Here is a 20,558-nt window from a genome sequence, read left to right as displayed (position 1 = left end):
TCATTCTATCGTACCATTTTTTTTGATGAAATTTGAAATAGGATGCTGTTTTGTGGGGGGGGATGAATATGAATATTCCTATTTTTCTTTCAATTGTAATAATTTCCGAGTTTTTCAATGTGATTTTATGTTATCATTTTGATACACAAGTTGAAATTTCTTATAATACTATATTATGCTATAATTTCATAGGATTTTAAATTGTGTTCTTTTATAAAGTGAAACTTTAATTAGAGGGGGTTTTGTTCATCCCCCACCTAACTTCTTTGCTCCAGCCGAATTTTGAGGTGGGAGTTTTACTGCCCGCAAATAGCGGGATAAATAAGATATAACCAATAGAAGTGAAAATTTGAAATGAGGTGCAAATAGATGAAGATTTCAACGAAAGGCCGCTACGGCTTAACAATTATGATCGACCTTGCAAAAAAGTTTGGTGAAGGCCCAATTTCATTAAAATCAATTGCACAGGCACATGACCTATCTGAGCATTACTTAGAGCAATTAATTTCACCACTTCGTAACGCTCGTCTTGTAAAGAGTACGCGTGGTGCATATGGCGGATATGTATTATCTGATCAGCCAGTCAACATTACAGCTGGAGATGTAATCCGTGTACTAGAGGGTCCAATTAGTGTTGTAGAAATGATAGAAGAAGAAGAACCAGCACAACGCCAATTATGGATGCGTGTTCGTGATGCAGTGCAAGAAGTATTAGATAGTACAACTTTAGAAGATTTAGTACGTTATGAGGAAGAAAATCACGGGGGCTATATGTTTTACATTTAATTCCTTGTGAAACGATTTGGAAAGAAGGAGATTTAATGGAACGCATTTACTTAGATCATGCTGCGACATCTCCGACTCACCCAGAAGTGGTCGAAAAGATGATTCCATATATGACAGAAACATTTGGAAACCCGTCTAGTATTCACTTTTATGGGCGTCAAACGCGCCATGCGGTAGATGAGGCGAGACGTGTGTGTGCACGTAGCATTCACGCGAGTCCAAATGAAATTATATTCACGAGCGGTGGTACAGAAGCTGATAATTTAGCACTTATAGGTGTAGCGCGTGCGAATCGTCATAAAGGTAACCACGTTATTACAACGCAAATTGAACATCATGCGATTTTGCATACGTGTGAATTGTTAGAGCGTGAAGGATTTGAAGTGACGTATTTACCTGTTGATGAAACAGGGCGTGTTCAAGTTTCGGACATACAAAAGGCACTAACGGAAGAGACGATTCTTGTATCTATTATGTTCGGGAATAATGAAGTAGGGACAATACAACCAATTGTGGAAATAGGTAAGCTGTTAAAAGAGCATCAAGCTTATTTCCACACAGATGCTGTACAAGCTTACGGTTTAATAGAAATAGATGTGAAAGAGTTTGGTATTGATTTATTATCGATTTCCGCTCACAAAATTAACGGCCCAAAAGGTGTAGGGTTCCTATATGCTGGTGCAAATGTGAAATTTGAACCGTTATTAATAGGCGGAGAGCAAGAAAGAAAACGTCGTGCTGGTACTGAAAATGTACCTAGTATTGTTGGACTTCAACATGCAGTTTCGCTAGCAGAAAAAACTCGTGAGCAAAAAAATGCCCAATATGAAGAGTTTAAAGATATAATGGTATCTGTCTTCAAAAATGAGGACATTCATTTCGAGGTAAACGGAGACTTGGAATATCGCTTACCACATGTGTTTAATATAAGTTTTACAGGAATGAATATTGAACCGTTTCTTGTAAACCTAGACTTAGCTGGTATTGCAGTATCAAGTGGTTCTGCTTGTACAGCTGGTTCGATTGATCCATCACATGTATTAGTGGCGATGTTCGGAAAAGACTCCGATCAAATACGTTCATCCGTACGCTTTAGTTTCGGACTTGGAAATACGAAAGAGCAAATTGAAAAAGCGGCGTACGAAACAGTGAAAATCGTGAAGCGATTAACACAAAATTAGCATGGGAGGTGACATGATGAACAAACTACCTCAAGAAACACGCGTTGTCATCGGGATGTCCGGTGGCGTCGATTCATCTGTAGCAGCTCTTTTATTAAAAGAGCAGGGTTATGATGTAATCGGAATTTTTATGAAAAACTGGGATGATACAGATGCAAATGGTGTCTGCACAGCAACAGAAGATTACAATGATGTAATTGAAGTGTGTAACCAAATCGGCATTCCGTATTATGCAGTAAACTTTGAAAAACAATACTGGGATAAAGTATTCACGTACTTTTTAGATGAGTACCGAGCTGGTCGTACACCAAACCCAGATGTAATGTGTAACAAAGAAATTAAATTTAAAGCATTTTTAGAGCATGCAATTGCACTTGGTGCTGATTATGTAGCAACAGGTCATTATGCACGCGTTGCTTATATGGACGGCGAATATAAAATGCTTCGCGGCGTTGATGACAATAAAGATCAAACATATTTCTTAAATCAATTAAGCCAAGAGCAACTATCAAAAACAATGTTCCCATTAGGTGAATTAAAGAAACCACAAATTCGCGAAATGGCGACAGAAGCTGGTTTAGCGACAGCGGCGAAGAAAGATAGTACTGGTATTTGCTTCATCGGTGAGCGTAACTTTAAAGATTTCTTAAGTAACTATTTACCGGCGCAACCAGGTGTGATGCAAACATTATCTGGTGAAGTGAAAGGGAAACATGATGGTTTAATGTATTATACAATTGGACAACGTCATGGCCTTGGTATTGGTGGTAATGGTGATCCGTGGTTTGCTGTGGGGAAAAACTTGAAAGAAAACATTTTATATGTTGATCAAGGATTCCATAACGAACTTCTATATGGTGATGAAGTTATTGCTACGAATGTAGGCTGGGTAAGTAATAAAGCGAAGGAAAAAGAATTTACGTGTACAGCGAAATTCCGTTATCGTCAAGCAGACAATAAAGTAACGGTTCAAATCGTTGATGAAAATACAGTTCGTATTCTTTGTGATGAGCCAATTCGTGCAATTACGCCAGGCCAAGCAGTTGTTTTCTATGATGGAGATGAGTGCTTAGGCGGCGCTACAATTGATGAAGTATATCATAGTGGTAAGAAATTAGATTATTTAGGATAACACGAGAAGCCTCTGCCGATTAGCGGTTAGAGGTTTCTTTTACATAAAGCGAATTTTTGTTCGCTTGGAAAATACATTCTTTGTTATAATTTGTTGTAGAGGTGAAGGATATGTCAAACAAACTTGAAACAGGTATTAAATATATGCAAGAAGGAAACTGGGAAGAAGCAGCTGAAAATTTCACAGAAGCAATCGAAGAAAACCCGAAAGATGCGCTTGGATACATTAACTTTGCGAATTTATTAGATGTATTAGGTGATAGTGAGCGAGCAATTTTATTTTATAAACGTGCATTAGAATTAGATGGTAAATCTGCGGCTGCTTATTATGGCTTAGGAAACGTATATTACGGTCAAGAGCAATTTGCAGAGGCGAAGGCTGTATTTGAACAAGCGATGCAAGTGGGATTACAATCAGCTGACGTAACATTTATGTTAGGTATCACACATGTGCAACTTGGAAATGATCGTCTTGCACTTCCATTTTTACAAAGAGCGACGGAATTAGATGAAGGCGATGTAGAAGCTGTTTTCCAATGCGGACTTTGCTTCGCACGACTAGAACATATTCAAGAGGCAAAACCTTATTTTGAAAAGGTGTTAGAAATGGATGAAGAGCATGCAGATGCGTATTATAATTTAGGTGTTGCGTACGTATTCGAGGAGAATAACGAGAAAGCTCTTACTTTATTTAAGAAAGCGACTGAAATTCAAGCAGACCACTTTTTAGCTGGTAATGGTATTCGTTTATTAGAGCAAGAAGCTGAATAAAGTGAAATTATAGTTTAATGCGCAGTTACCCCTCATCTAAAGATTGTGAAAGAGGTGGGGGATGTACTGCTCATTAAAGTGAAAAGAACTCGGAAAGGAGAGGAAATATGGGAAATCAACATGCAATGGATTTGTTTGAGGAAGAAAAAAAATTTATAAAAGCGCAAGTTCTTCATACCATTTTCCACAACGAAGAAAACCTCTATTCCGTTGTCAGTATGAAAGTCATTGAAACGAATGAAACATACGACGAAAAAAAAGTAATGATAAACGGTCATTTTCCTCGTATGCATGAAGATGAAGTGTTTACATTAACAGGTCATTTTAAAGACCACCCAAAGTATGGAAAACAATATTTAGTTGAAACGTTTAAAAAAGAATTGCCACAAACAAAAGCAGGTATGGTGCAATATTTAGCGAGCGATTTATTTAAAGGGATTGGAAAGCGTACAGCCGAAAAAATCGTGGACCATCTTGGTGAGCATGCGATTTCTAAAATTATGGATGATCCGGATGCGTTAAGTGGTGTTGTAAACAAGCAAAAAGCGCAGGAAATATATGAGACGATTATTGAGCATCAAGGGCTCGAGAAAGTGATGAGTTTTTTAAATGGTTACGGTTTTGGAACAAAACTTTCTATTAAAATTTATCAGCAATATAAAGAGATGACATTAGAAGTGATTCGTAATAATCCGTATAAACTTATTGAAGAAGTGGACGGAATTGGATTTGGAAGAGCAGATGATATAGGGCGTGCAATCGGAATAACGGGCAATCACGACGACCGTGTACGTGCAGGGTGTTTTTATACGTTAGAGAATATTTCATTACAACTCGGTCACGTGTATATGGAAAAAGGTCAGCTTGTAAGAGAAACGATGTCACTTTTAAATAATCAAGAAGGCGGAGTGACTGAGGAAGATATTGTAGGCTGCGTTGAAATGATGCAAGGTGAAGGGAAAGTCATCATAGAAGAAGAGCGTGTGTATTTAGCTTCGTTATTTTACTCTGAAAAAGGCGTTGTAAAGTCCATTCGCAGGCTTATGAATCAAGAGGAAACCCCTGCATTTCCTGAAGCAGAAGTGTTAAAGACATTAGGTGAAATTGAAGAACAGCTAAAGGTACAGTATGCACCGCTTCAGCAAGAAGCAGTTCAAACTGCACTTCATAAGCCGATGATGTTATTAACAGGTGGACCAGGAACGGGGAAAACTACAGTTATTAAAGGAATTGTTGAAATGTATGCGTCGCTTCACGGGCTATCACTAAATCTAAATGAATATAGTGATGACAATCCATTTCCAATACTATTAACGGCTCCAACAGGAAGAGCAGCGAAGCGAATGAGTGAATCGACGGGGCTTCCGGCGTGCACAATTCATCGCCTGCTTGGATGGACGCCAGAAGGGTCTTTCCAGCGCAATGAAACAGACCCTGTTCAAGGGAAGCTCCTTATTATTGATGAGTTTTCGATGGTAGATATTTGGCTGGCAAATCAATTGTTTAAATCCTTGCCGACGAACATCCAAGTAATCGTTGTAGGTGATGAAGACCAATTACCATCGGTAGGACCTGGACAAGTGTTGAAAGATTTATTAAATGCAGGTGCCATTCCAACGGTAAAACTCACAGAAATTTATCGTCAGGCAGAAGGTTCGTCTGTTATTCAGCTTGCCCATGCGATAAAAGACGGGACGCTCCCGCCAGATTTAGCACAAAATAAAAAAGATCGTTCATTTATCAGCTGTGCAGGTGCTCAAATTGTTGAGGTTGTTAAAAAGGTTTGTGAAAATGCTAAGACAAAAGGCTTTAGTGCAAGAGATGTACAAGTATTGGCACCAATGTATCGCGGACCAGCAGGTATTAATGTGTTAAATGAAGCTCTTCAAGAAGTGTTTAATCCGAAAAAAGAAAAGAGTAAAGAAATTGCCTACGGTGACGTTGTATACCGCAGAGGTGATAAAGTACTTCAATTAGTCAATCAGCCGGAAAGCCAAGTGTTTAATGGTGATATTGGAGAAATTGTTTCAGTATTTTATGCGAAAGAAAATGTCGAGCAACAAGATATGATTATCGTTTCATTTGATGGAATTGAAGTAACATATACAAAGCCGGATTTAAATCAAATTACGCATGCCTATTGCTGCTCGATTCATAAATCGCAAGGTAGTGAATTCCCAATAGTTATTATGCCGATTGTAAAGAGCTACTACCGTATGTTACGTCGTAATTTAATTTACACGGGTATTACAAGGAGTAAGAAATTCCTTATTATTTGCGGGGAGGAAGCAGCGTTTCAATCCGGTGTAAATCGCCTTGATGATGCAATGCGTCAAACGACTTTAGCTGGCCGATTGCAAGAATCACAAGGAGAAGTGCAGATGGTGACGGTTAATGGTGAAGAAATGGACGTGGAAAACATTTCACCGTATGATTTCATGTAACAAGGTGAAATTATATAGTGAAACTTTCAAACGTATAACGTTGAAAGGCTTTAGCAATGTATAAATGAATGCAGTTTGGACATAATGGCGAATAGAATCTGGGAGACTGTAAGGAGATGAAAGCCATATGTTCAGTTGTCCAAATTGCAAAGGGAAAGACATCGGAAAAATAGGTGTCAACCAATTTTATTGCTGGAATTGTTATATCGAATTATCGGTTTCAAAGGGGAAAATCCATACACATCAAGTAGAGGAAGATGGTTCATTAAGCTCTCTTGATGATTTATTTGATGATAATGAAAGAACGATCGGATAACGAAAAGGGGGATTTACTTTGAATCTACGCAATTCATTAATCGCATTAGGTGTTGGAGCTGCAGCATATCAATATGCTCGCAAACAAGATGTATTCTCAAAACGCAATGTGAAAAAAGCACGTAAGATGATTAAGTCTTATTTATAAGGCGTAAAAAACTCCCTTCATGATAAGGGAGTTTTTTTATGCGCTTGTATGCAAATATAAAAGTCCGATTTCAGAGAAGAGATAAGATAAACCGTAGCATCCAACGCCAAGCATTCCATAATGCCATAAGTGCTTAGCTCTTTCCTTTCGCGAGGAACGAATAAAGAAGCCTTTCCAAATACCAAACCCGATACAAATCCATTCAAGAAGCATAAAAAGTGCGGATAATGCAAGCATAAATAAGATCATTATGAGCCCTCCTGATTATATTTTGACATTTTGTATTTTCAGGGGTGGTTGTCCTTATTATGTTAAATATATGTACGTCTTTAAAAAACAGTATGGTCTGTATAAAAAGATTTTAAAACTTTTGCACATAACCTAACCTATTTATTTTCAAAATAAAGGTGGAGGAGGTTTTTCGTGTGAAGAATCTTAAAATCATTTGGATATATCGTTTAGGATTATTGTTACTCGTTTTTCTTTGTTTGCTCGTCTTTTTAAAAATCAAGCCACTATGGGCGCCGATTATTTTTGTATTTAAAGTGGCGATCACACCGTTCTTTATTGCTTGTTTTATTGCTTATTTATTACACCCTTTAATTGAAAAAATCCATAAGGAAGGAATGCCACGCACACTTGCTATTTTGCTCATTTATATTCTTTTCTTTGGCGGAATTGGCTATGGAATTTATAAAGGAACGCCAGTTGTTATTAAACAGTTACAAGAAATTAATGAACAATTTCCGCAGTTTACAAAAATGTACGATTCTTGGATGGATGGAGTTACAGAACAAACAGCGAATTTCCCATCATTTATTCATGAAAAGGTGAAACAAATTTTTGGTGGTGTAGAAACGAAGATTCAAGCGCTTTTAAATAAAGTCATGAGCACAGCTCGTGGTGTACTGGATTCATTGCTCATTATTTTCTTAATTCCGTTCATTGTATTTTACATATTAAAAGATTACGGTGAGTTTTATCATATTTTTTGGAAACTAGTTCCGAGTAAGTGGCGTAGTACGGGTCAAATGCTTGCGAAAGAAATTGATAAGTCACTCGGAAGTTATATTCGAGGACAGTTATTTGTTTGCTTAGTATTAGGAGGAGTATCTGTTCTTTCTTTTTGGTTTATCGGTATGAAATATCCGTTATTACTCGGTATTATTATTGGGGTAACGGATATAATCCCGTACTTTGGTCCTATTTTAGGGGCGATTCCGACGTTGATGATTGCAGCAACGGTATCAACGAGTTTACTCATTAAGGCGGGAATTACGATTGCTATTTTGCAATTTTTGGAAAGTAACATTTTATCGCCTTACATCGTTGGTAAGTCGCTTCGTATGCATCCTGTGATCATTATGTTTGCATTACTAGTAGGGGGAGAAGTTGCGGGGATTGTAGGATTACTAATATCGGTTCCTATTTTAGCGGTCATTCGGACAGTGGTCGTTCATGTGAGGCCTCTTTGGAAAAAAGAAGATGTGTAATATGATAGCCCTCTACTTATAAAAGTAGAGGGCTATCATTATTTAGAGAGTTGCTCGTGTATTTGTTGAACGAGAGAGCTTATATCATTTGTTTGAATATGTTTTATTTTTTTCCATTCATTATCGTACATAAATATAATTTGATTGCTGAAAAGACGCTTTTGCTCTTTTAGATTAGAAATGTTTGCAAAAGAGTACTCTTCAAATATTGGGCTCTTACTTACATCTGGTCCATAAAAGAAGAGCCGTTTGTTCGTTAAAATTAACAGTCCTGGTCTTGCGACGGAACGATATATAAATATATTTAATGAGCATGCTGCATAAAAAAGGATTTTTTCATCAGTTGTTAACATTTCTTTAGCTTGATTCAATAAGGTTGTCATTGTAATCGCTCCTTTATTGTTAATAATTTAATTATAACAAATAATGTAATATTTAGAAATTTGCATAAAGTATTTTTTGAGAGGAGATTCCTATTTAGTAATAAATGCATAATATATTTAAAGGCTGTTAAGAATGAATAGTAGAATAACTATGATTAATAAGCAATTGATACAATATAAATGATTATCTACATTGACAAACTTAAGAGAATTCTATTATATTTAGTCATATAATACATTAAATCAATGACGGAACAAGTACGTTACAGTCCATTTGTAGAGAGAAGCTTCCACTGGCTGAAAGGAGCTTTAAATGAAGGGTAACAGAAAGCTAATCCTGAGAGCAGCTAATCACTGCCGTCTTGCCACGTTACGGCACCATGAGGTGATGAATTGATTGTTATAATAATCAATTCATAATTAGGGTGGTATCGCGAGTTAACTCTCGTCCCTTTTATTAGGGGCGGGAGTTTTTTATATTTAAGGAGGAAAATACAATGAAACAACTAACAGGCGCACAAATTCGTCAAATGTTTTTAGACTTTTTCCAAGAAAAAGGACATGCAGTAGAACCAAGTGCATCACTAGTTCCTCATGAAGATCCATCTCTGTTATGGATTAATAGTGGTGTAGCGACATTAAAGAAATATTTTGATGGTCGTGTAATCCCACAAAATCCACGTATTACAAATGCACAAAAATCAATTCGTACAAACGATATTGAAAACGTTGGGAAAACGGCTCGTCACCATACATTCTTTGAAATGTTAGGGAACTTCTCAATCGGTGATTACTTCAAAGAAGAAGCAATTACTTGGGCTTGGGAATTTCTAACGAGCGACAAATGGATCGGATTCGATAAAGAATTACTATCTGTTACAATTCATCCGGAAGATGAAGAAGCATTCACAATTTGGAATGAGAAAATGGGTGTTCCAAAAGAACGCATCATCCGTTTAGAAGAAAACTTCTGGGATATCGGTGAAGGACCAAGTGGACCGAATACAGAAATTTTCTATGACCGCGGTGAATCTTACGGTAATGACTTTAGTGACCCAGAATTATATCCGGGCGGAGAAAACGAGCGTTACTTAGAAGTATGGAACCTTGTATTCTCTCAATTTAACCATAATCCAGACGGTTCATATACGCCACTTCCTAAGAAAAACATCGATACAGGAATGGGGCTAGAGCGTATGACATCTATCGTTCAAGATGTACCTACGAACTTTGATACAGACCTATTCATGCCGATGATTGGTGCAACAGAATCAATTTCTGGTGAGAAATATCGTAATGGCGATTTAGAAAAAGATATGGCATTTAAAGTAATTGCTGACCATATCCGTACAGTAACATTCGCTGTTGGTGACGGTGCTCTTCCATCTAACGAAGGCCGTGGTTATGTATTACGTCGTTTATTACGCCGTGCTGTTCGTTATTCTAAGAAATTAAACATCAACCGTCCGTTCATGTTTGAATTAGTACCGGTTGTTGGAGAAGTAATGAAAGACTTCTATCCAGAAGTACTTGAAAAGAAAGATTTCATCGCAAAAGTTGTGAAGAATGAAGAAGAGCGTTTCCATGAAACACTTCATGATGGTGAATCAATTTTAGCTGAAGTAATTGCAAAAGCGAAAGAAGAAAAAACAACTGTTATTTCTGGCGTAGATGCGTTCCGCCTATACGACACGTACGGTTTCCCAATTGAATTAACAGAAGAATATGCAGAAGAAGCTGGTATGACAGTTGATCAAGCGGGCTTTGAAAATGAAATGGAGAAACAACGTGAGCGTGCGCGTGCTGCTCGTCAAGACGTTGATTCTATGCAAGTTCAAGGCGGTGTACTTGGTGAAGTTAAAGTAGCGAGCGAATTCGTTGGTTACGGTACAGTTGCAACAGAAAGTAACGTTGTTGCCCTTGTGAAAAATGGTGAGTATACAGATAGCTTACAAGCAGGTGAAGAAGGACAATTAATGCTTGATGTAACGCCATTCTACGCTGAGAGCGGTGGGCAAATTGCAGACCGTGGTTACCTTCTTGCTGACGGCGTGAAAGTTGTTGTAAAAGACGTACAAAAAGCACCAAATGGTCAAAACTTACACAAAGTAGTTGTGGAAGAAGGTACATTAACGAAAGAAGCGGCTGTAAAAGCTCTTATCGATACGAAAAACCGTAGTAGCGTTGTGAAAAACCATACAGCAACTCACTTACTGCACCAAGCATTAAAAGATATACTTGGAACGCATGTTAACCAAGCTGGTTCTCTTGTAACATCTGAACGTTTACGTTTTGACTTCTCTCACTTCGGTCAAGTACAAGCTGATGAATTAGAAAAAATTGAGCGTATCGTAAACGAAAAAATTTGGGAAAGTATTGATGTTGCGATTTCTCAAAAAGCAATCGAAGAAGCGAAAGAAATGGGCGCAATGGCATTATTCGGTGAAAAATACGGTGATGTTGTACGCGTTGTGCAAGTAGGCGATTACAGCTTAGAGCTTTGCGGTGGTTGTCACGTTGATAACACAGCTTCTATCGGTATTTTCAAAATCGTTGCTGAGTCTGGTATCGGTGCAGGAACTCGTCGTATTGAGGCGGTAACTGGTAAGTCTGCATACGAATTAATGAACGATCAAGTAGGTTTATTAAAAGAAGCAGCAGGAAAAATGAAAACAAATCCAAAAGATATTTTAACAAGAGTTGATGGTTTATTTACTGAAGTAAAACAACTTCAAAAAGAAAACGAATCTCTTGCTGCGAAATTAAGCAATATCGAAGCTGGAAACTTAACTGATTCAGTAATGACAGTTGATGGCGTGAACGTATTAGCGGCGAAAGTAAATGTTGCAGATATGAACAACTTACGTACAATGATGGATGACCTTAAAAATAAATTAGAGTCTGCAGTTGTTGTATTAGCGTCTGTAAATGACGATAAGGTAAACATTTTAGCTGGCGTAACGAAAGATTTAATTAGTCAAGGTTACCATGCGGGTAAACTTGTGAAAGAAGTAGCTTCTCGTTGTGGAGGCGGCGGTGGTGGCCGTCCTGATATGGCACAAGCAGGCGGTAAAAACCCAGCGCAAGTAGAGGAAGCTTTAGCGTTTGTACAAGAGTACGTTAAATCTGTTTCAAAATAAAGAGATAGTAGTGTACAATGGTAGGGAGAGGAGAAGTTCTTCTCCCTATACTTACTACTTACAAGTGAGGTGCTTGAAATGGACGGTTTTGATAAGACAATGAAGTTTAGCATTCAAGATGAAAAACAGAGTGTCCATGTAAATGATGTACTTTTAACTGTGTATGATGCACTTCAAGAAAAAGGTTATAATCCGATTAACCAAATCGTCGGTTATTTATTAAGTGGAGATCCAGCATACATACCTCGCCATAAAGATGCACGAAGCATCGTTCGCAAGCTTGAACGTGATGAGATAATTGAAGAGCTTGTGAAGTCTTACTTGAAACATCATCGTGAGGAGTAGTTTATGCGGATATTAGGTTTAGATGTTGGTACTAAAACAGTCGGTGTTGCAATGAGCGATGAAATGGGCTGGACAGCACAAGGGCTGGAAACAATCAGGATTAACGAAGAACGAGGCCACTTTGGTTTTGACCGTATTTCTGAGTTGGTAAAACAGTACAATGTGGACAAAATAGTAGTAGGTTTACCTAAAAATATGAATGGTACAATCGGCCCTCGTGGTGAAGCGTGCCAACAATTTGCAGAAAACCTGCGAAATCTGTTACAATTAGAAGTTGTAATGTGGGACGAGCGTTTGTCGACGATGGCAGCGGAACGTCTGCTCATTTCAGCTGATGTGAGCCGTAAGAAGCGAAAACAGGTAATCGATAAGATGGCTGCAGTCGTGATCTTACAAGGATTTTTAGATAGTAAATAAGAGGTGACCAAAATGGAAGAAAATCAAATTACAATTGTAGACGAAAAAGGAAACGAACATTTATGTGAAATTATTTTCACTTTTGATGCTGAAAAATTCGGCAAAAAATCTTACGTAGTCTTCTCTCCAATCGGTGAAGTAGACGAAGATGGAGACCAAATCTTCGATGCAATGGCATATGAGCAAAGTGAAGAAGAGGGTGGAACATTACTTTCAATTGAATCTGAAGAAGAGTGGGAAATGGTACAAGAAATGTTTAACACTCTTGCTGATGAGCAAGAAGAAGAATAGTAATGGATAAAAAGGCGAACTGTGTACACAGTTCGCCTTTTTTGTATTCATATGCAAAATGACAGATTTTTTGTCGAAACTACTTAATTGTTTATAGTATAATAAGACGGGTTGTATGAAAAAAGGCTTTAAATAAGTAGCTGTCACCGATTATTTAGAAATGATTGGTTTTGCTTTATGTTTGTAGGGCATTGTATAGAGGAAGTGTATACGGTCTACAATTGAATAAGGAGGAAGAATTTTGGTAGAAAATCAAGTGAAGAAGAAGCGTAGACGCATTTTTTTAATTTCGATTATCGCACTGCTTTTAGTTTGTGGATCAGTCTATGCGTATATTTCATCTGCATTAGGGCCAGTTGATAGTGGAAATAAAAAAGAGATTGAGGTAGAGATTCCAAAGGGGTCATCTACAAGTAAAATCGGTGAGATTTTAGAAGAAAAAGGTGCTGTGAAAAGCAGTACAGTTTTTAGTTTTTATACGAAATTTAAGTCGAAAAGCTTACAAGCAGGTACATATTTATTAAATCCTTCGATGAGCGCCAACGATGTCATTGAACAAATGTCATCTGGCAACGTACATCGTCCGGCTCTTTATAAAGTGACGATTAAAGAAGGGGCGCAAGTAACTGAAATTGCTGAAGTGATTGCGGCAGAATTAAAGTGGAATAAAGATGAGGTTGTGCGTCAATTAAACGATAAAGCATTTATCCAAAAAATGCAGCAAAAGTATCCGAAGCTATTAACGGATAAAATTTTTGATAGTAACATTAAATATCCACTAGAAGGATACTTATATCCAGCAACGTATTCTTTCTATAAAAAGGATACAAAATTAGAAGAAATTGTAATCCCGATGCTTGAGAAAACAAATGCAATTATTGTTCAAAATGAGGCGAAAATGAAAGCGAAGAACTGGGATGTTCATCAACTTCTCACGTTGTCTTCACTTATTGAAGAAGAGGCTACTGGCTTTACTGATCGCCAAAAAATCTCTAGTGTTTTCTATAATCGTTTAGCGAAAGGTATGCCGCTTCAAACGGATCCGACGGTATTATACGCGCTTGGAAAGCATAAACAACGTGTATTATACGAAGACTTGAAAGTAAACTCACCGTACAATACGTATGTTGTGAAAGGGTTGCCGGTTGGACCGATTGCAAACTCTGGTAAACATTCAGTGGAAGCAGCGTTAGATCCTGCGCAAACAGATTATTATTATTTCTTAGCTGCACCAAGTGGTGAAGTGTATTATGCGAAAACATTAGAAGAACATAATGCATTAAAGCAAAAATACATTACGAAAAAACAGTGAAATGGGGAGGGATAGCGAAAAGGGTCGCATATCCCTCTTTTTTGTGGTAAAATATATCGGGTTAAAAACTGGCAGAAGAATCGTTTTTAATATCAAAACGGGACGTACAAGCTAAGGGTGAAACTGGCTTGTATTTTTATTGCATTCTATGTGTGAAAAGACAAAGGTTGACGCGTCATAGAGGCACTTCTCCATGTAAATAAGGAGGACCAATTATGGAGGATACAGTTAACGAGTACCTATTATCATTTATTGATCCAAAAGATAAATTAATTCTTGAAATGGAAGAGTATGCAACTGAAAACCATGTGCCGATTATGGATCGACTTGGAATGGAATTTATGCTGCAATTTTTACGTTTAATTGGACCGGAAAGTATTTTAGAACTTGGAACAGCAATCGGTTATTCTAGTATTCGTATGATGCAAGCTATTCCGAACTCTCGCATTGTGACAGTAGAGCGCAATCGTGAACGATATGAAAAGGCACTTGAATATATAGAATGTTCCTCGGTAACAGACCGTATTTCTGTTATTTACGGTGATGCTTTAGAAACGGGCGAACAAGTGAAAGAACATGGAACATTTGATGTTATTTTTATTGATGCAGCGAAAGGGCAGTATCGTCGCTTTTTTGACTTATACGAACCGTTATTAAATCCTGGTGGCGTTATTATTTCAGATAACGTTATGTACCATGGTCTTGTGACGACAAAAGAGAAAATTGAAAATAGACGTACCCGTGGTTTGATTCGTCGTATTAAGACGTACAATGAATGGCTTATGAATCATGAAGGATATGATACAACGATTTTCCCAATTGGCGATGGAGTGGCTGTAAGTAAAAAGAGAGGGTGACAAAAGTATGAAGAAACCTGAATTGTTAGTAACGCCTAGAGCAGTGGCGGATATTGAACCTCTTGCGAAAGCAGGGGCAGATGCAGTAATGGTTGGTGAACAAAAGTTTGGTTTACGTTTGGCAGGAGAGTTTTCACGTGAAGATGTGAAACAAGCTGTAAACATTGCGCATGAAAATGGTGTGAAAGTATACGTTGCAATGAATGCGATGTTCCACAATGATAAAGTAGAAGAATTAACGGACTATGTTGCCTTTTTAAATGAGGTAAATGTAGATGCGATTGTTTTCGGAGATCCAGCGGTATTAATGGCTGTTCGTGAAGTTGCACCAAATATGCAACTTCACTGGAATACAGAAACGACAGCAACAAACTGGTTTACTTGTAACTATTGGGGGCAAAGAGGAGCGAAACGCGCTGTATTAGCTCGTGAGCTTAGCTTAGATGAAATTGCTGAATTAAAAGAAAATGCTGAAGTGGAACTTGAAGTACAAATTCACGGTATGACTTGCATGTTCCAATCGAAGCGTTCACTAGTAGGAAACTACTTTGAGTATCAAGGGCGTAATCTCGACATCGAAAAGAAAAAGTATGAAGAGAATATGTTCTTATACGACCCGGAACGTAATAACAAATATCCAATTTATGAAGATGAAAATGGTACTCACATTATGAGTCCGAATGATATTTGTTTCATCGATGAGTTAGAGGAACTAATCGATGCTGAAGTCGATAGCTTAAAAATTGATGGTGTCCTAAAAAGTTCTGAGTACATTATTGAGGTAACGAAGAAATATCGTAAGGCGATTGATTTATGTGTAGAAGATCGTGATGCGTATTATGACGTGAAAGATGATTTATTTAAAGAGATAGAAGAAATACAACCGGTAAATCGTCCGTTAGATACAGGATTCTTCTTTAAAGAAACGGTTTACTAAACGAGGAGGGTGTAGGAAATGACTGTACAAGAAATTTCACGAGTGATCGATGGCAAACGCGTTATTGTGAAAAAACCTGAACTGTTAATCCCTGCGGGTAACTTAGAAAAATTAAAAGTAGCTATCCATTATGGGGCAGATGCTGTATATTTAGGTGGACAAGAATTTGGTCTTCGTTCTAATGCAGGTAACTTTACGCTGGAAGACATGGCAGAAGGCGTTGAATTTGCAAAGAAATATGGAGCAAAAATATACGTAACAACAAATATTTTTGCACATAATGAAAATATGGATGGGCTAGAGGAATATTTAAAAGGGATTGAAAAAGCTGGCGTAACGGGAATTATCGTTGCCGATCCGCTTATTATTGAGACATGTAAACGTGTGGCGCCTTCTGTTGAGGTGCATTTAAGTACACAACAATCACTATCCAACTGGAAAGCAGCACAGTATTGGAAAGAAGAAGGTTTACATCGTCTTGTATTAGCTCGTGAAGCAAGCTATGAAGAAATGAAAGAAATTAAAGAAAAAGTTGATGTTGAAATTGAAGCATTCGTCCATGGTGCAATGTGTATCGCGTATTCAGGGAGATGTACATTAAGTAACCATATGACAGCGCGTGACTCTAACCGTGGTGGTTGTTGTCAATCTTGCCGCTGGGATTATGATTTAGTTCAAACGGTATCACAACATAAAGATGCAAAAGAGCTTCCTCTATTCCAAGAAGAAGATGCTCACTTTGCGATGAGCCCAAAAGATTTAAATTTAATCTTATCAATTCCGAAAATGATTGAAATTGGAATTGATAGCTTAAAAGTTGAAGGACGTATGAAATCTATCCATTACGTAGCGACTGTAGCAACTGTATATCGTAAAGTAATTGATGCGTATTGTGCGGATCCGGATAACTTTGAGTTTAAACAAGAATGGTTAGATGAACTTGATAAATGTGCAAATCGTGATACAGCTCCTGCATTCTTTGAAGGGGTTCCAGGACATCAAGAGCAAATGTTTGGAAATCATAGTAAGAAAACAACGTATGATTTTGCTGGTTTAGTGTTAGATTATAATGAAGAAACGGGCATCGTAACGCTTGAGCAACGTAATCACTTCAAACCAGGACATGAAGTGGAGTTCTTTGGGCCAGAAATAGAAAACTTTACGCAGACGGTGGAGAAAATTTGGGATGAGGATGGAAACGAATTAGATGCAGCGAGACATCCGTTGCAAATCGTGAAATTCAAAGTGGATCAACCAGTGTATGTGAATAATATGATGCGCAAAAACATACTTCAATAAGAAAGAGTGGTAGTCGAATGGGGACGAATAAGCCTGTTGTAATTGGAATCGCTGGTGGTTCAGGATCAGGAAAAACAAGTGTAACGAAAGCGATTTTTGACCATTTTAAAGGTCATTCCATTTTAATCTTGGAGCAAGATTATTATTACAAAGATCAAAGCCATTTACCAATGGAAGAACGTTTAAAAACAAATTACGATCATCCGTTAGCGTTTGATAATGATTTGTTAATTGACCATTTGCAGCAGTTGCTTGCATATGAGCAAGTGGAAAAGCCTATATATGACTATACATTGCATACGCGTTCAGAAAAAATTATTCCAGTTGAGCCGAAAGATGTAATCATTTTAGAAGGAATTCTTATTTTAGAAGACCCACGTCTTTGTGAGTTAATGGATATTAAGGTGTTCGTTGATACAGATGCAGACCTTCGTATTTTACGCCGCATGCAGCGCGATATTGAAGAGCGCGGTCGTACAATGGATTCAGTTATCGACCAATACGTAAACGTTGTACGTCCAATGCATAATCAATTTATTGAGCCTTCTAAGAAATTCGCGGATATTATTATCCCTGAAGGTGGACAAAACCATGTTGCAATTGATATTATGGTTACAAAAATTGCAACAATTCTTGAACAAAAAGTAAATTTGTAATAGCATAGTAAAAGATATACGATAGGAAGGGATTTTTTCCCTTCTTATCGAATACAATGAAACATGAAACCTCACCTACCAATAGGTGAGGGCATATTTATATCAACTTTCCATACATACCTTCTTTATATAAGGAAGAATTGGAGAATAAGGGGTTGTATGTGACAACTCCACTAGTGCTACGTGTGCTAGAAACCTCCGCTATATAAGCGGAGGAGTTTTCATATGGAACTCCTCTTTTTTTCGGGGGATTGGTATATAAAAGGAGTGGAAAACATGGCAACAGAAAAAACATACCCTATGACGCAAGAGGGTAAGCAAAAACTAGAGAACGAAGTTGAACAATTAAAAACAGTAAGACGTAAAGAAGTTGTAGAGCGTATTAAGATCGCACGTAGCTTCGGAGATCTTTCTGAGAACTCTGAGTACGATGCAGCGAAAGATGAGCAAGCATTCGTAGAAGGACGTATTACACAACTTGAAAACATGATTCGTAATGCGGTTATCATTGAAGACAATGGTGAAGAGTCTACAGTTGTAACATTAGGTAAAACAGTAATATTTAAAGAGTTACCAGGTGGAGACGAAGAAGCGTACATAATCGTAGGTAGCGCAGAAGCCGATCCATTTGAAGGGAGAATTTCTAACGATTCTCCAATCGCAAAAAGCTTATTAGGTAAGCAAATTGGTGAGAAGGTAGCAATCCAAACACCAGGTGGAGAAATGCAAGTAGAGATTATCTCTGTAAAATAACGTAAAAAATCACTCGTGTAAAAACGAGTGATTTTTTATTTGTATAAAAGGTGAAACACCTCGTCTAAACTACAATAGACGAGGTGTTTTTTATGAAAATGAAACGGAGAATTATAATTGTTTTAATTTGTTTTATGGGTGTGATTTTTTTATTACTTTGTCGTTTAATCCAAATACAGATTATAGATACGGAATCATTTACTGACCGAAATATCAATCTGATTGAAAAAAGTGTTACGCAACGAACACAATCACTTACAGTAGATAATGGAAGAGGGCATTTTACAGATCGAAATGGTAAGGAAATTGGTGAAGAGAAATATCCAGTCTTAATTGTTTTTCCATTTTTACAAATAAAAAATGACATGTTAGAGAAAATTGCGCATATCATTGGTGTGTCGAGACAAGAGATAAGACTGCAAATGAAAAATAAGAATCAAGCATTTATATTACGAAGGGAGAATACCCCATTTCAATTAACGCTCGAGCAGATGAAGAAGGTAAATGAATTAGATATTTTAGGTATTGTAGCAGCAGAAGTTCGACTGAAGCAAATGGGAGAGGCAGATCATTTAATTGGTGATGTGGGAGAGAATGAACAGGAATTTCAAAAGCGTTATGGAGAAATGAAAAAAACTTCGAAACAAACGCCAATTGGTATTTCTGGATTACAACAATCATTTGATGAATTTTTACTGACTGATGGAGAAGCGAAAGTACTATATCAAGTGGATCGACAAGGAGAACCGATTTTTGGGAAGCAGGCGAAATACACTTCACCAGGAAATCCATTTTATCCAGTTACTATTCAAACAACAATACATAAAACGTTGCAACGACGAGCAGAGAAGATTATAGATGAAAACGGAATAAAAAAAGGTGGGTTAGTATTACTAGACATAAAGAATAGTGAAGTTGTAGCAATGGTAAGTAGGCCTTCTTTACAGATGAATGATAGGAGGATATATAAAGCTACACTTGAAAATCAAATGTTAATTCCTCATTTTCCGGGGTCTGTTTTTAAAACAGTAGTTGCAGCAGCAGGAATTGATGAGAATTTGGTGCGGTTTAATCGTACATTTAACTGTAATACGGATTTATACGGTGAAAATCTTCCACAAGTTATGATGGGGTCATTAAACTTTAAGGAAAGCTTTGCTAGAAGCTGTAATCGAACGTTTGCCGTATTAGGTGGTGAACTAATGCAAAAGGATAGGGAAGTGTTAGAAACGTATTTAGAGGCCTTAGGAGCACGTGAGAAGGTAGGTTGGAAAGGTTCGGTATTTCATACACCAGAATTTGAGCAATTGCCAGAAGAAAAGAGTGCTATTATTTGGGGAAGCGAAGAAAATAAAGATAGTAGAAAAGCGATTGCTCAAACGATGGTCGGACAAAAAGATGTACGTGTGTCACCTCTAGCTATAGCGAATATGATGGCGACAATTGCTAGAGGTGGAGAGAAGATGGAAGTGAAAGCTGTGAAAAAAATAGTGTATAAAAATGGAACCGACTTTTTTACATTTGAAAATCATAAATTAAATGGGAAACAGCTTTCTTATGAAACGATGAAAAAATTACAACAGTTGTTAAGAGCCGTTGTAACGATGGAGAAAGGAACGGGAACCGCATTCCGTTCGTTGCCACTAACTGTCGCTGGAAAATCTGGGACGGCACAAACAGGAAAAGGAGAGAGGGTGAATCGCTGGTTTGCAGGTTATTTTCCATATGAAAACCCAAGATATGCTTTAGTTGTAGTTGATATAGAAACAGATAGTAATGAAAATGTAGTCACACCAGTTTTTGCAGAAATGGTAGAGGCAATTCATCAATTAGAAATTGAAAAGTAATCTTGCAATTATTTATGAAATGTTTTCATTTCGTGAAAATATTATTGTAAAT

21 protein-coding genes and 1 other annotated feature are annotated in these 20,558 nt (G+C 37.4%); of the genes, 19 read left to right on the top strand and 2 right to left on the bottom strand.

All coding sequences use genetic code 11. The features are described 5' to 3' along the window. Positions 1-369: 369 nt before the first annotated feature. The 7 genes from cymR to MKX37_RS21480 all read left to right on the top strand — a co-directional run bounded on the left by cymR (position 370) and on the right by MKX37_RS21480 (position 6,776). Positions 370-786 (top strand): cysteine metabolism transcriptional regulator CymR, encoded by a 417-nt coding sequence (cymR, locus tag MKX37_RS21510; RefSeq protein ID WP_000704117.1) that lies wholly within the window; start codon positions 370-372, stop codon positions 784-786. A 35-nt stretch (positions 787-821) separates the two neighbouring features. Then, positions 822-1,967 (top strand): cysteine desulfurase family protein, encoded by a 1,146-nt coding sequence (locus tag MKX37_RS21505; protein ID WP_002129219.1) that lies wholly within the window; start codon positions 822-824, stop codon positions 1,965-1,967. 16 nt (positions 1,968-1,983) lie between these two features. Then, positions 1,984-3,099, top strand: coding sequence for a tRNA 2-thiouridine(34) synthase MnmA (mnmA, locus tag MKX37_RS21500; protein WP_002088752.1), 1,116 nt, complete (start codon positions 1,984-1,986; stop codon positions 3,097-3,099). Between the two features lie 110 nt (positions 3,100-3,209). Beyond that, positions 3,210-3,869, top strand: coding sequence for a tetratricopeptide repeat protein (locus MKX37_RS21495; protein WP_002088750.1), 660 nt, complete (start codon positions 3,210-3,212; stop codon positions 3,867-3,869). A gap of 107 nt (positions 3,870-3,976) precedes the next feature. After that, positions 3,977-6,313 (top strand): SF1B family DNA helicase RecD2, encoded by a 2,337-nt coding sequence (gene recD2, locus MKX37_RS21490; protein WP_002184924.1) that lies wholly within the window; start codon positions 3,977-3,979, stop codon positions 6,311-6,313. A 127-nt stretch (positions 6,314-6,440) separates the two neighbouring features. Then, complete coding sequence (locus MKX37_RS21485; RefSeq protein WP_002015288.1) at positions 6,441-6,629, top strand: hypothetical protein; 189 nt, start codon at positions 6,441-6,443, stop codon at positions 6,627-6,629. A gap of 18 nt (positions 6,630-6,647) precedes the next feature. Then, entirely contained in the window at positions 6,648-6,776 is a 129-nt protein-coding gene (locus MKX37_RS21480) for a YrzQ family protein (RefSeq protein WP_002015286.1), read from the top strand. 36 nt (positions 6,777-6,812) lie between these two features. On the opposite strand, the gene MKX37_RS21475 is transcribed toward MKX37_RS21480, so the two are convergent. Then, the gene (locus MKX37_RS21475) at positions 6,813-7,025 is read right to left on the bottom strand and encodes a hypothetical protein (protein ID WP_002015285.1); all 213 of its coding nucleotides are present in this window, start codon (positions 7,023-7,025) and stop codon (positions 6,813-6,815) included. 176 nt (positions 7,026-7,201) lie between these two features. Between MKX37_RS21475 and MKX37_RS21470 the strand changes: the two genes are divergently transcribed. After that, on the top strand, positions 7,202-8,269 hold the full coding sequence (locus MKX37_RS21470) for an AI-2E family transporter (protein WP_002129216.1): 1,068 nt from the start codon (positions 7,202-7,204) through the stop codon (positions 8,267-8,269). A 38-nt stretch (positions 8,270-8,307) separates the two neighbouring features. Here MKX37_RS21470 and MKX37_RS21465 read toward each other — a convergent pair whose 3' ends face one another. Continuing rightward, the gene (locus tag MKX37_RS21465) at positions 8,308-8,652 is read right to left on the bottom strand and encodes a PH domain-containing protein (protein WP_078422010.1); all 345 of its coding nucleotides are present in this window, start codon (positions 8,650-8,652) and stop codon (positions 8,308-8,310) included. A gap of 237 nt (positions 8,653-8,889) precedes the next feature. Next, positions 8,890-9,108: a binding site (T-box leader), on the top strand. 41 nt (positions 9,109-9,149) lie between these two features. Between MKX37_RS21465 and alaS the strand changes: the two genes are divergently transcribed. The 11 genes from alaS to MKX37_RS21410 all read left to right on the top strand — a co-directional run bounded on the left by alaS (position 9,150) and on the right by MKX37_RS21410 (position 20,506). After that, complete coding sequence (alaS, locus tag MKX37_RS21460) at positions 9,150-11,792, top strand: alanine--tRNA ligase (protein WP_002015283.1); 2,643 nt, start codon at positions 9,150-9,152, stop codon at positions 11,790-11,792. 78 nt (positions 11,793-11,870) lie between these two features. Continuing rightward, positions 11,871-12,137 (top strand): IreB family regulatory phosphoprotein, encoded by a 267-nt coding sequence (locus MKX37_RS21455; RefSeq protein ID WP_000348591.1) that lies wholly within the window; start codon positions 11,871-11,873, stop codon positions 12,135-12,137. A gap of 3 nt (positions 12,138-12,140) precedes the next feature. Beyond that, positions 12,141-12,554 carry a Holliday junction resolvase RuvX gene (ruvX, locus tag MKX37_RS21450; protein ID WP_001221204.1) on the top strand — a complete coding sequence of 138 codons (414 nt, stop codon included), beginning with the start codon at positions 12,141-12,143 and terminating at the stop codon, positions 12,552-12,554. 12 nt (positions 12,555-12,566) lie between these two features. After that, on the top strand, positions 12,567-12,845 hold the full coding sequence (locus tag MKX37_RS21445; protein ID WP_002034112.1) for a DUF1292 domain-containing protein: 279 nt from the start codon (positions 12,567-12,569) through the stop codon (positions 12,843-12,845). A gap of 241 nt (positions 12,846-13,086) precedes the next feature. Further along, a complete protein-coding gene (gene mltG / locus MKX37_RS21440; RefSeq protein ID WP_002129212.1) occupies positions 13,087-14,157 on the top strand; it encodes an endolytic transglycosylase MltG in 1,071 nt (356 codons plus the stop codon). Positions 14,158-14,372: 215 nt separating this feature from the next. Beyond that, on the top strand, positions 14,373-15,014 hold the full coding sequence (locus tag MKX37_RS21435) for an O-methyltransferase (RefSeq protein WP_002129210.1): 642 nt from the start codon (positions 14,373-14,375) through the stop codon (positions 15,012-15,014). A gap of 7 nt (positions 15,015-15,021) precedes the next feature. Next, positions 15,022-15,951 carry a peptidase U32 family protein gene (locus MKX37_RS21430; protein WP_002015276.1) on the top strand — a complete coding sequence of 310 codons (930 nt, stop codon included), beginning with the start codon at positions 15,022-15,024 and terminating at the stop codon, positions 15,949-15,951. A gap of 18 nt (positions 15,952-15,969) precedes the next feature. Next, the gene (locus MKX37_RS21425; protein ID WP_002015275.1) at positions 15,970-17,250 is read left to right on the top strand and encodes a peptidase U32 family protein; all 1,281 of its coding nucleotides are present in this window, start codon (positions 15,970-15,972) and stop codon (positions 17,248-17,250) included. Positions 17,251-17,267: 17 nt separating this feature from the next. Further along, positions 17,268-17,906, top strand: a complete 639-nt coding sequence (gene udk / locus MKX37_RS21420) for a uridine kinase (RefSeq protein ID WP_002015274.1) — start codon at positions 17,268-17,270, stop codon at positions 17,904-17,906. Between the two features lie 276 nt (positions 17,907-18,182). After that, the gene (gene greA, locus MKX37_RS21415; protein ID WP_078213491.1) at positions 18,183-18,659 is read left to right on the top strand and encodes a transcription elongation factor GreA; all 477 of its coding nucleotides are present in this window, start codon (positions 18,183-18,185) and stop codon (positions 18,657-18,659) included. 92 nt (positions 18,660-18,751) lie between these two features. After that, positions 18,752-20,506, top strand: coding sequence for a peptidoglycan D,D-transpeptidase FtsI family protein (locus tag MKX37_RS21410; RefSeq protein ID WP_002129205.1), 1,755 nt, complete (start codon positions 18,752-18,754; stop codon positions 20,504-20,506). Positions 20,507-20,558: the final 52 nt, after the last annotated feature.

The organism is Bacillus sp. FSL R5-0709, assembly GCF_038004785.1.
Taxonomy (GTDB): domain Bacteria; phylum Bacillota; class Bacilli; order Bacillales; family Bacillaceae_G; genus Bacillus_A; species Bacillus_A mycoides.
Note: the sequence above shows the minus strand (reverse complement) of the source record. Positions and strands in the feature narration are given on the sequence as shown.

Coding starts and splice junctions, on each gene's coding strand:
- cymR (WP_000704117.1), top strand. CDS start 370: ATGAAGATTTCAACGAAAGGCCGCTACGGCTTAACAATTATGATCGAC.
- MKX37_RS21505 (WP_002129219.1), top strand. CDS start 822: ATGGAACGCATTTACTTAGATCATGCTGCGACATCTCCGACTCACCCA.
- mnmA (WP_002088752.1), top strand. CDS start 1,984: ATGAACAAACTACCTCAAGAAACACGCGTTGTCATCGGGATGTCCGGT.
- MKX37_RS21495 (WP_002088750.1), top strand. CDS start 3,210: ATGTCAAACAAACTTGAAACAGGTATTAAATATATGCAAGAAGGAAAC.
- recD2 (WP_002184924.1), top strand. CDS start 3,977: ATGGGAAATCAACATGCAATGGATTTGTTTGAGGAAGAAAAAAAATTT.
- MKX37_RS21485 (WP_002015288.1), top strand. CDS start 6,441: ATGTTCAGTTGTCCAAATTGCAAAGGGAAAGACATCGGAAAAATAGGT.
- MKX37_RS21475 (WP_002015285.1), bottom strand. CDS start 7,025: ATGATCTTATTTATGCTTGCATTATCCGCACTTTTTATGCTTCTTGAA.
- MKX37_RS21465 (WP_078422010.1), bottom strand. CDS start 8,652: ATGACAACCTTATTGAATCAAGCTAAAGAAATGTTAACAACTGATGAA.
- alaS (WP_002015283.1), top strand. CDS start 9,150: ATGAAACAACTAACAGGCGCACAAATTCGTCAAATGTTTTTAGACTTT.
- MKX37_RS21455 (WP_000348591.1), top strand. CDS start 11,871: ATGGACGGTTTTGATAAGACAATGAAGTTTAGCATTCAAGATGAAAAA.
- ruvX (WP_001221204.1), top strand. CDS start 12,141: ATGCGGATATTAGGTTTAGATGTTGGTACTAAAACAGTCGGTGTTGCA.
- MKX37_RS21445 (WP_002034112.1), top strand. CDS start 12,567: ATGGAAGAAAATCAAATTACAATTGTAGACGAAAAAGGAAACGAACAT.
- MKX37_RS21435 (WP_002129210.1), top strand. CDS start 14,373: ATGGAGGATACAGTTAACGAGTACCTATTATCATTTATTGATCCAAAA.
- MKX37_RS21430 (WP_002015276.1), top strand. CDS start 15,022: ATGAAGAAACCTGAATTGTTAGTAACGCCTAGAGCAGTGGCGGATATT.
- MKX37_RS21425 (WP_002015275.1), top strand. CDS start 15,970: ATGACTGTACAAGAAATTTCACGAGTGATCGATGGCAAACGCGTTATT.
- udk (WP_002015274.1), top strand. CDS start 17,268: ATGGGGACGAATAAGCCTGTTGTAATTGGAATCGCTGGTGGTTCAGGA.
- greA (WP_078213491.1), top strand. CDS start 18,183: ATGGCAACAGAAAAAACATACCCTATGACGCAAGAGGGTAAGCAAAAA.
- MKX37_RS21410 (WP_002129205.1), top strand. CDS start 18,752: ATGAAAATGAAACGGAGAATTATAATTGTTTTAATTTGTTTTATGGGT.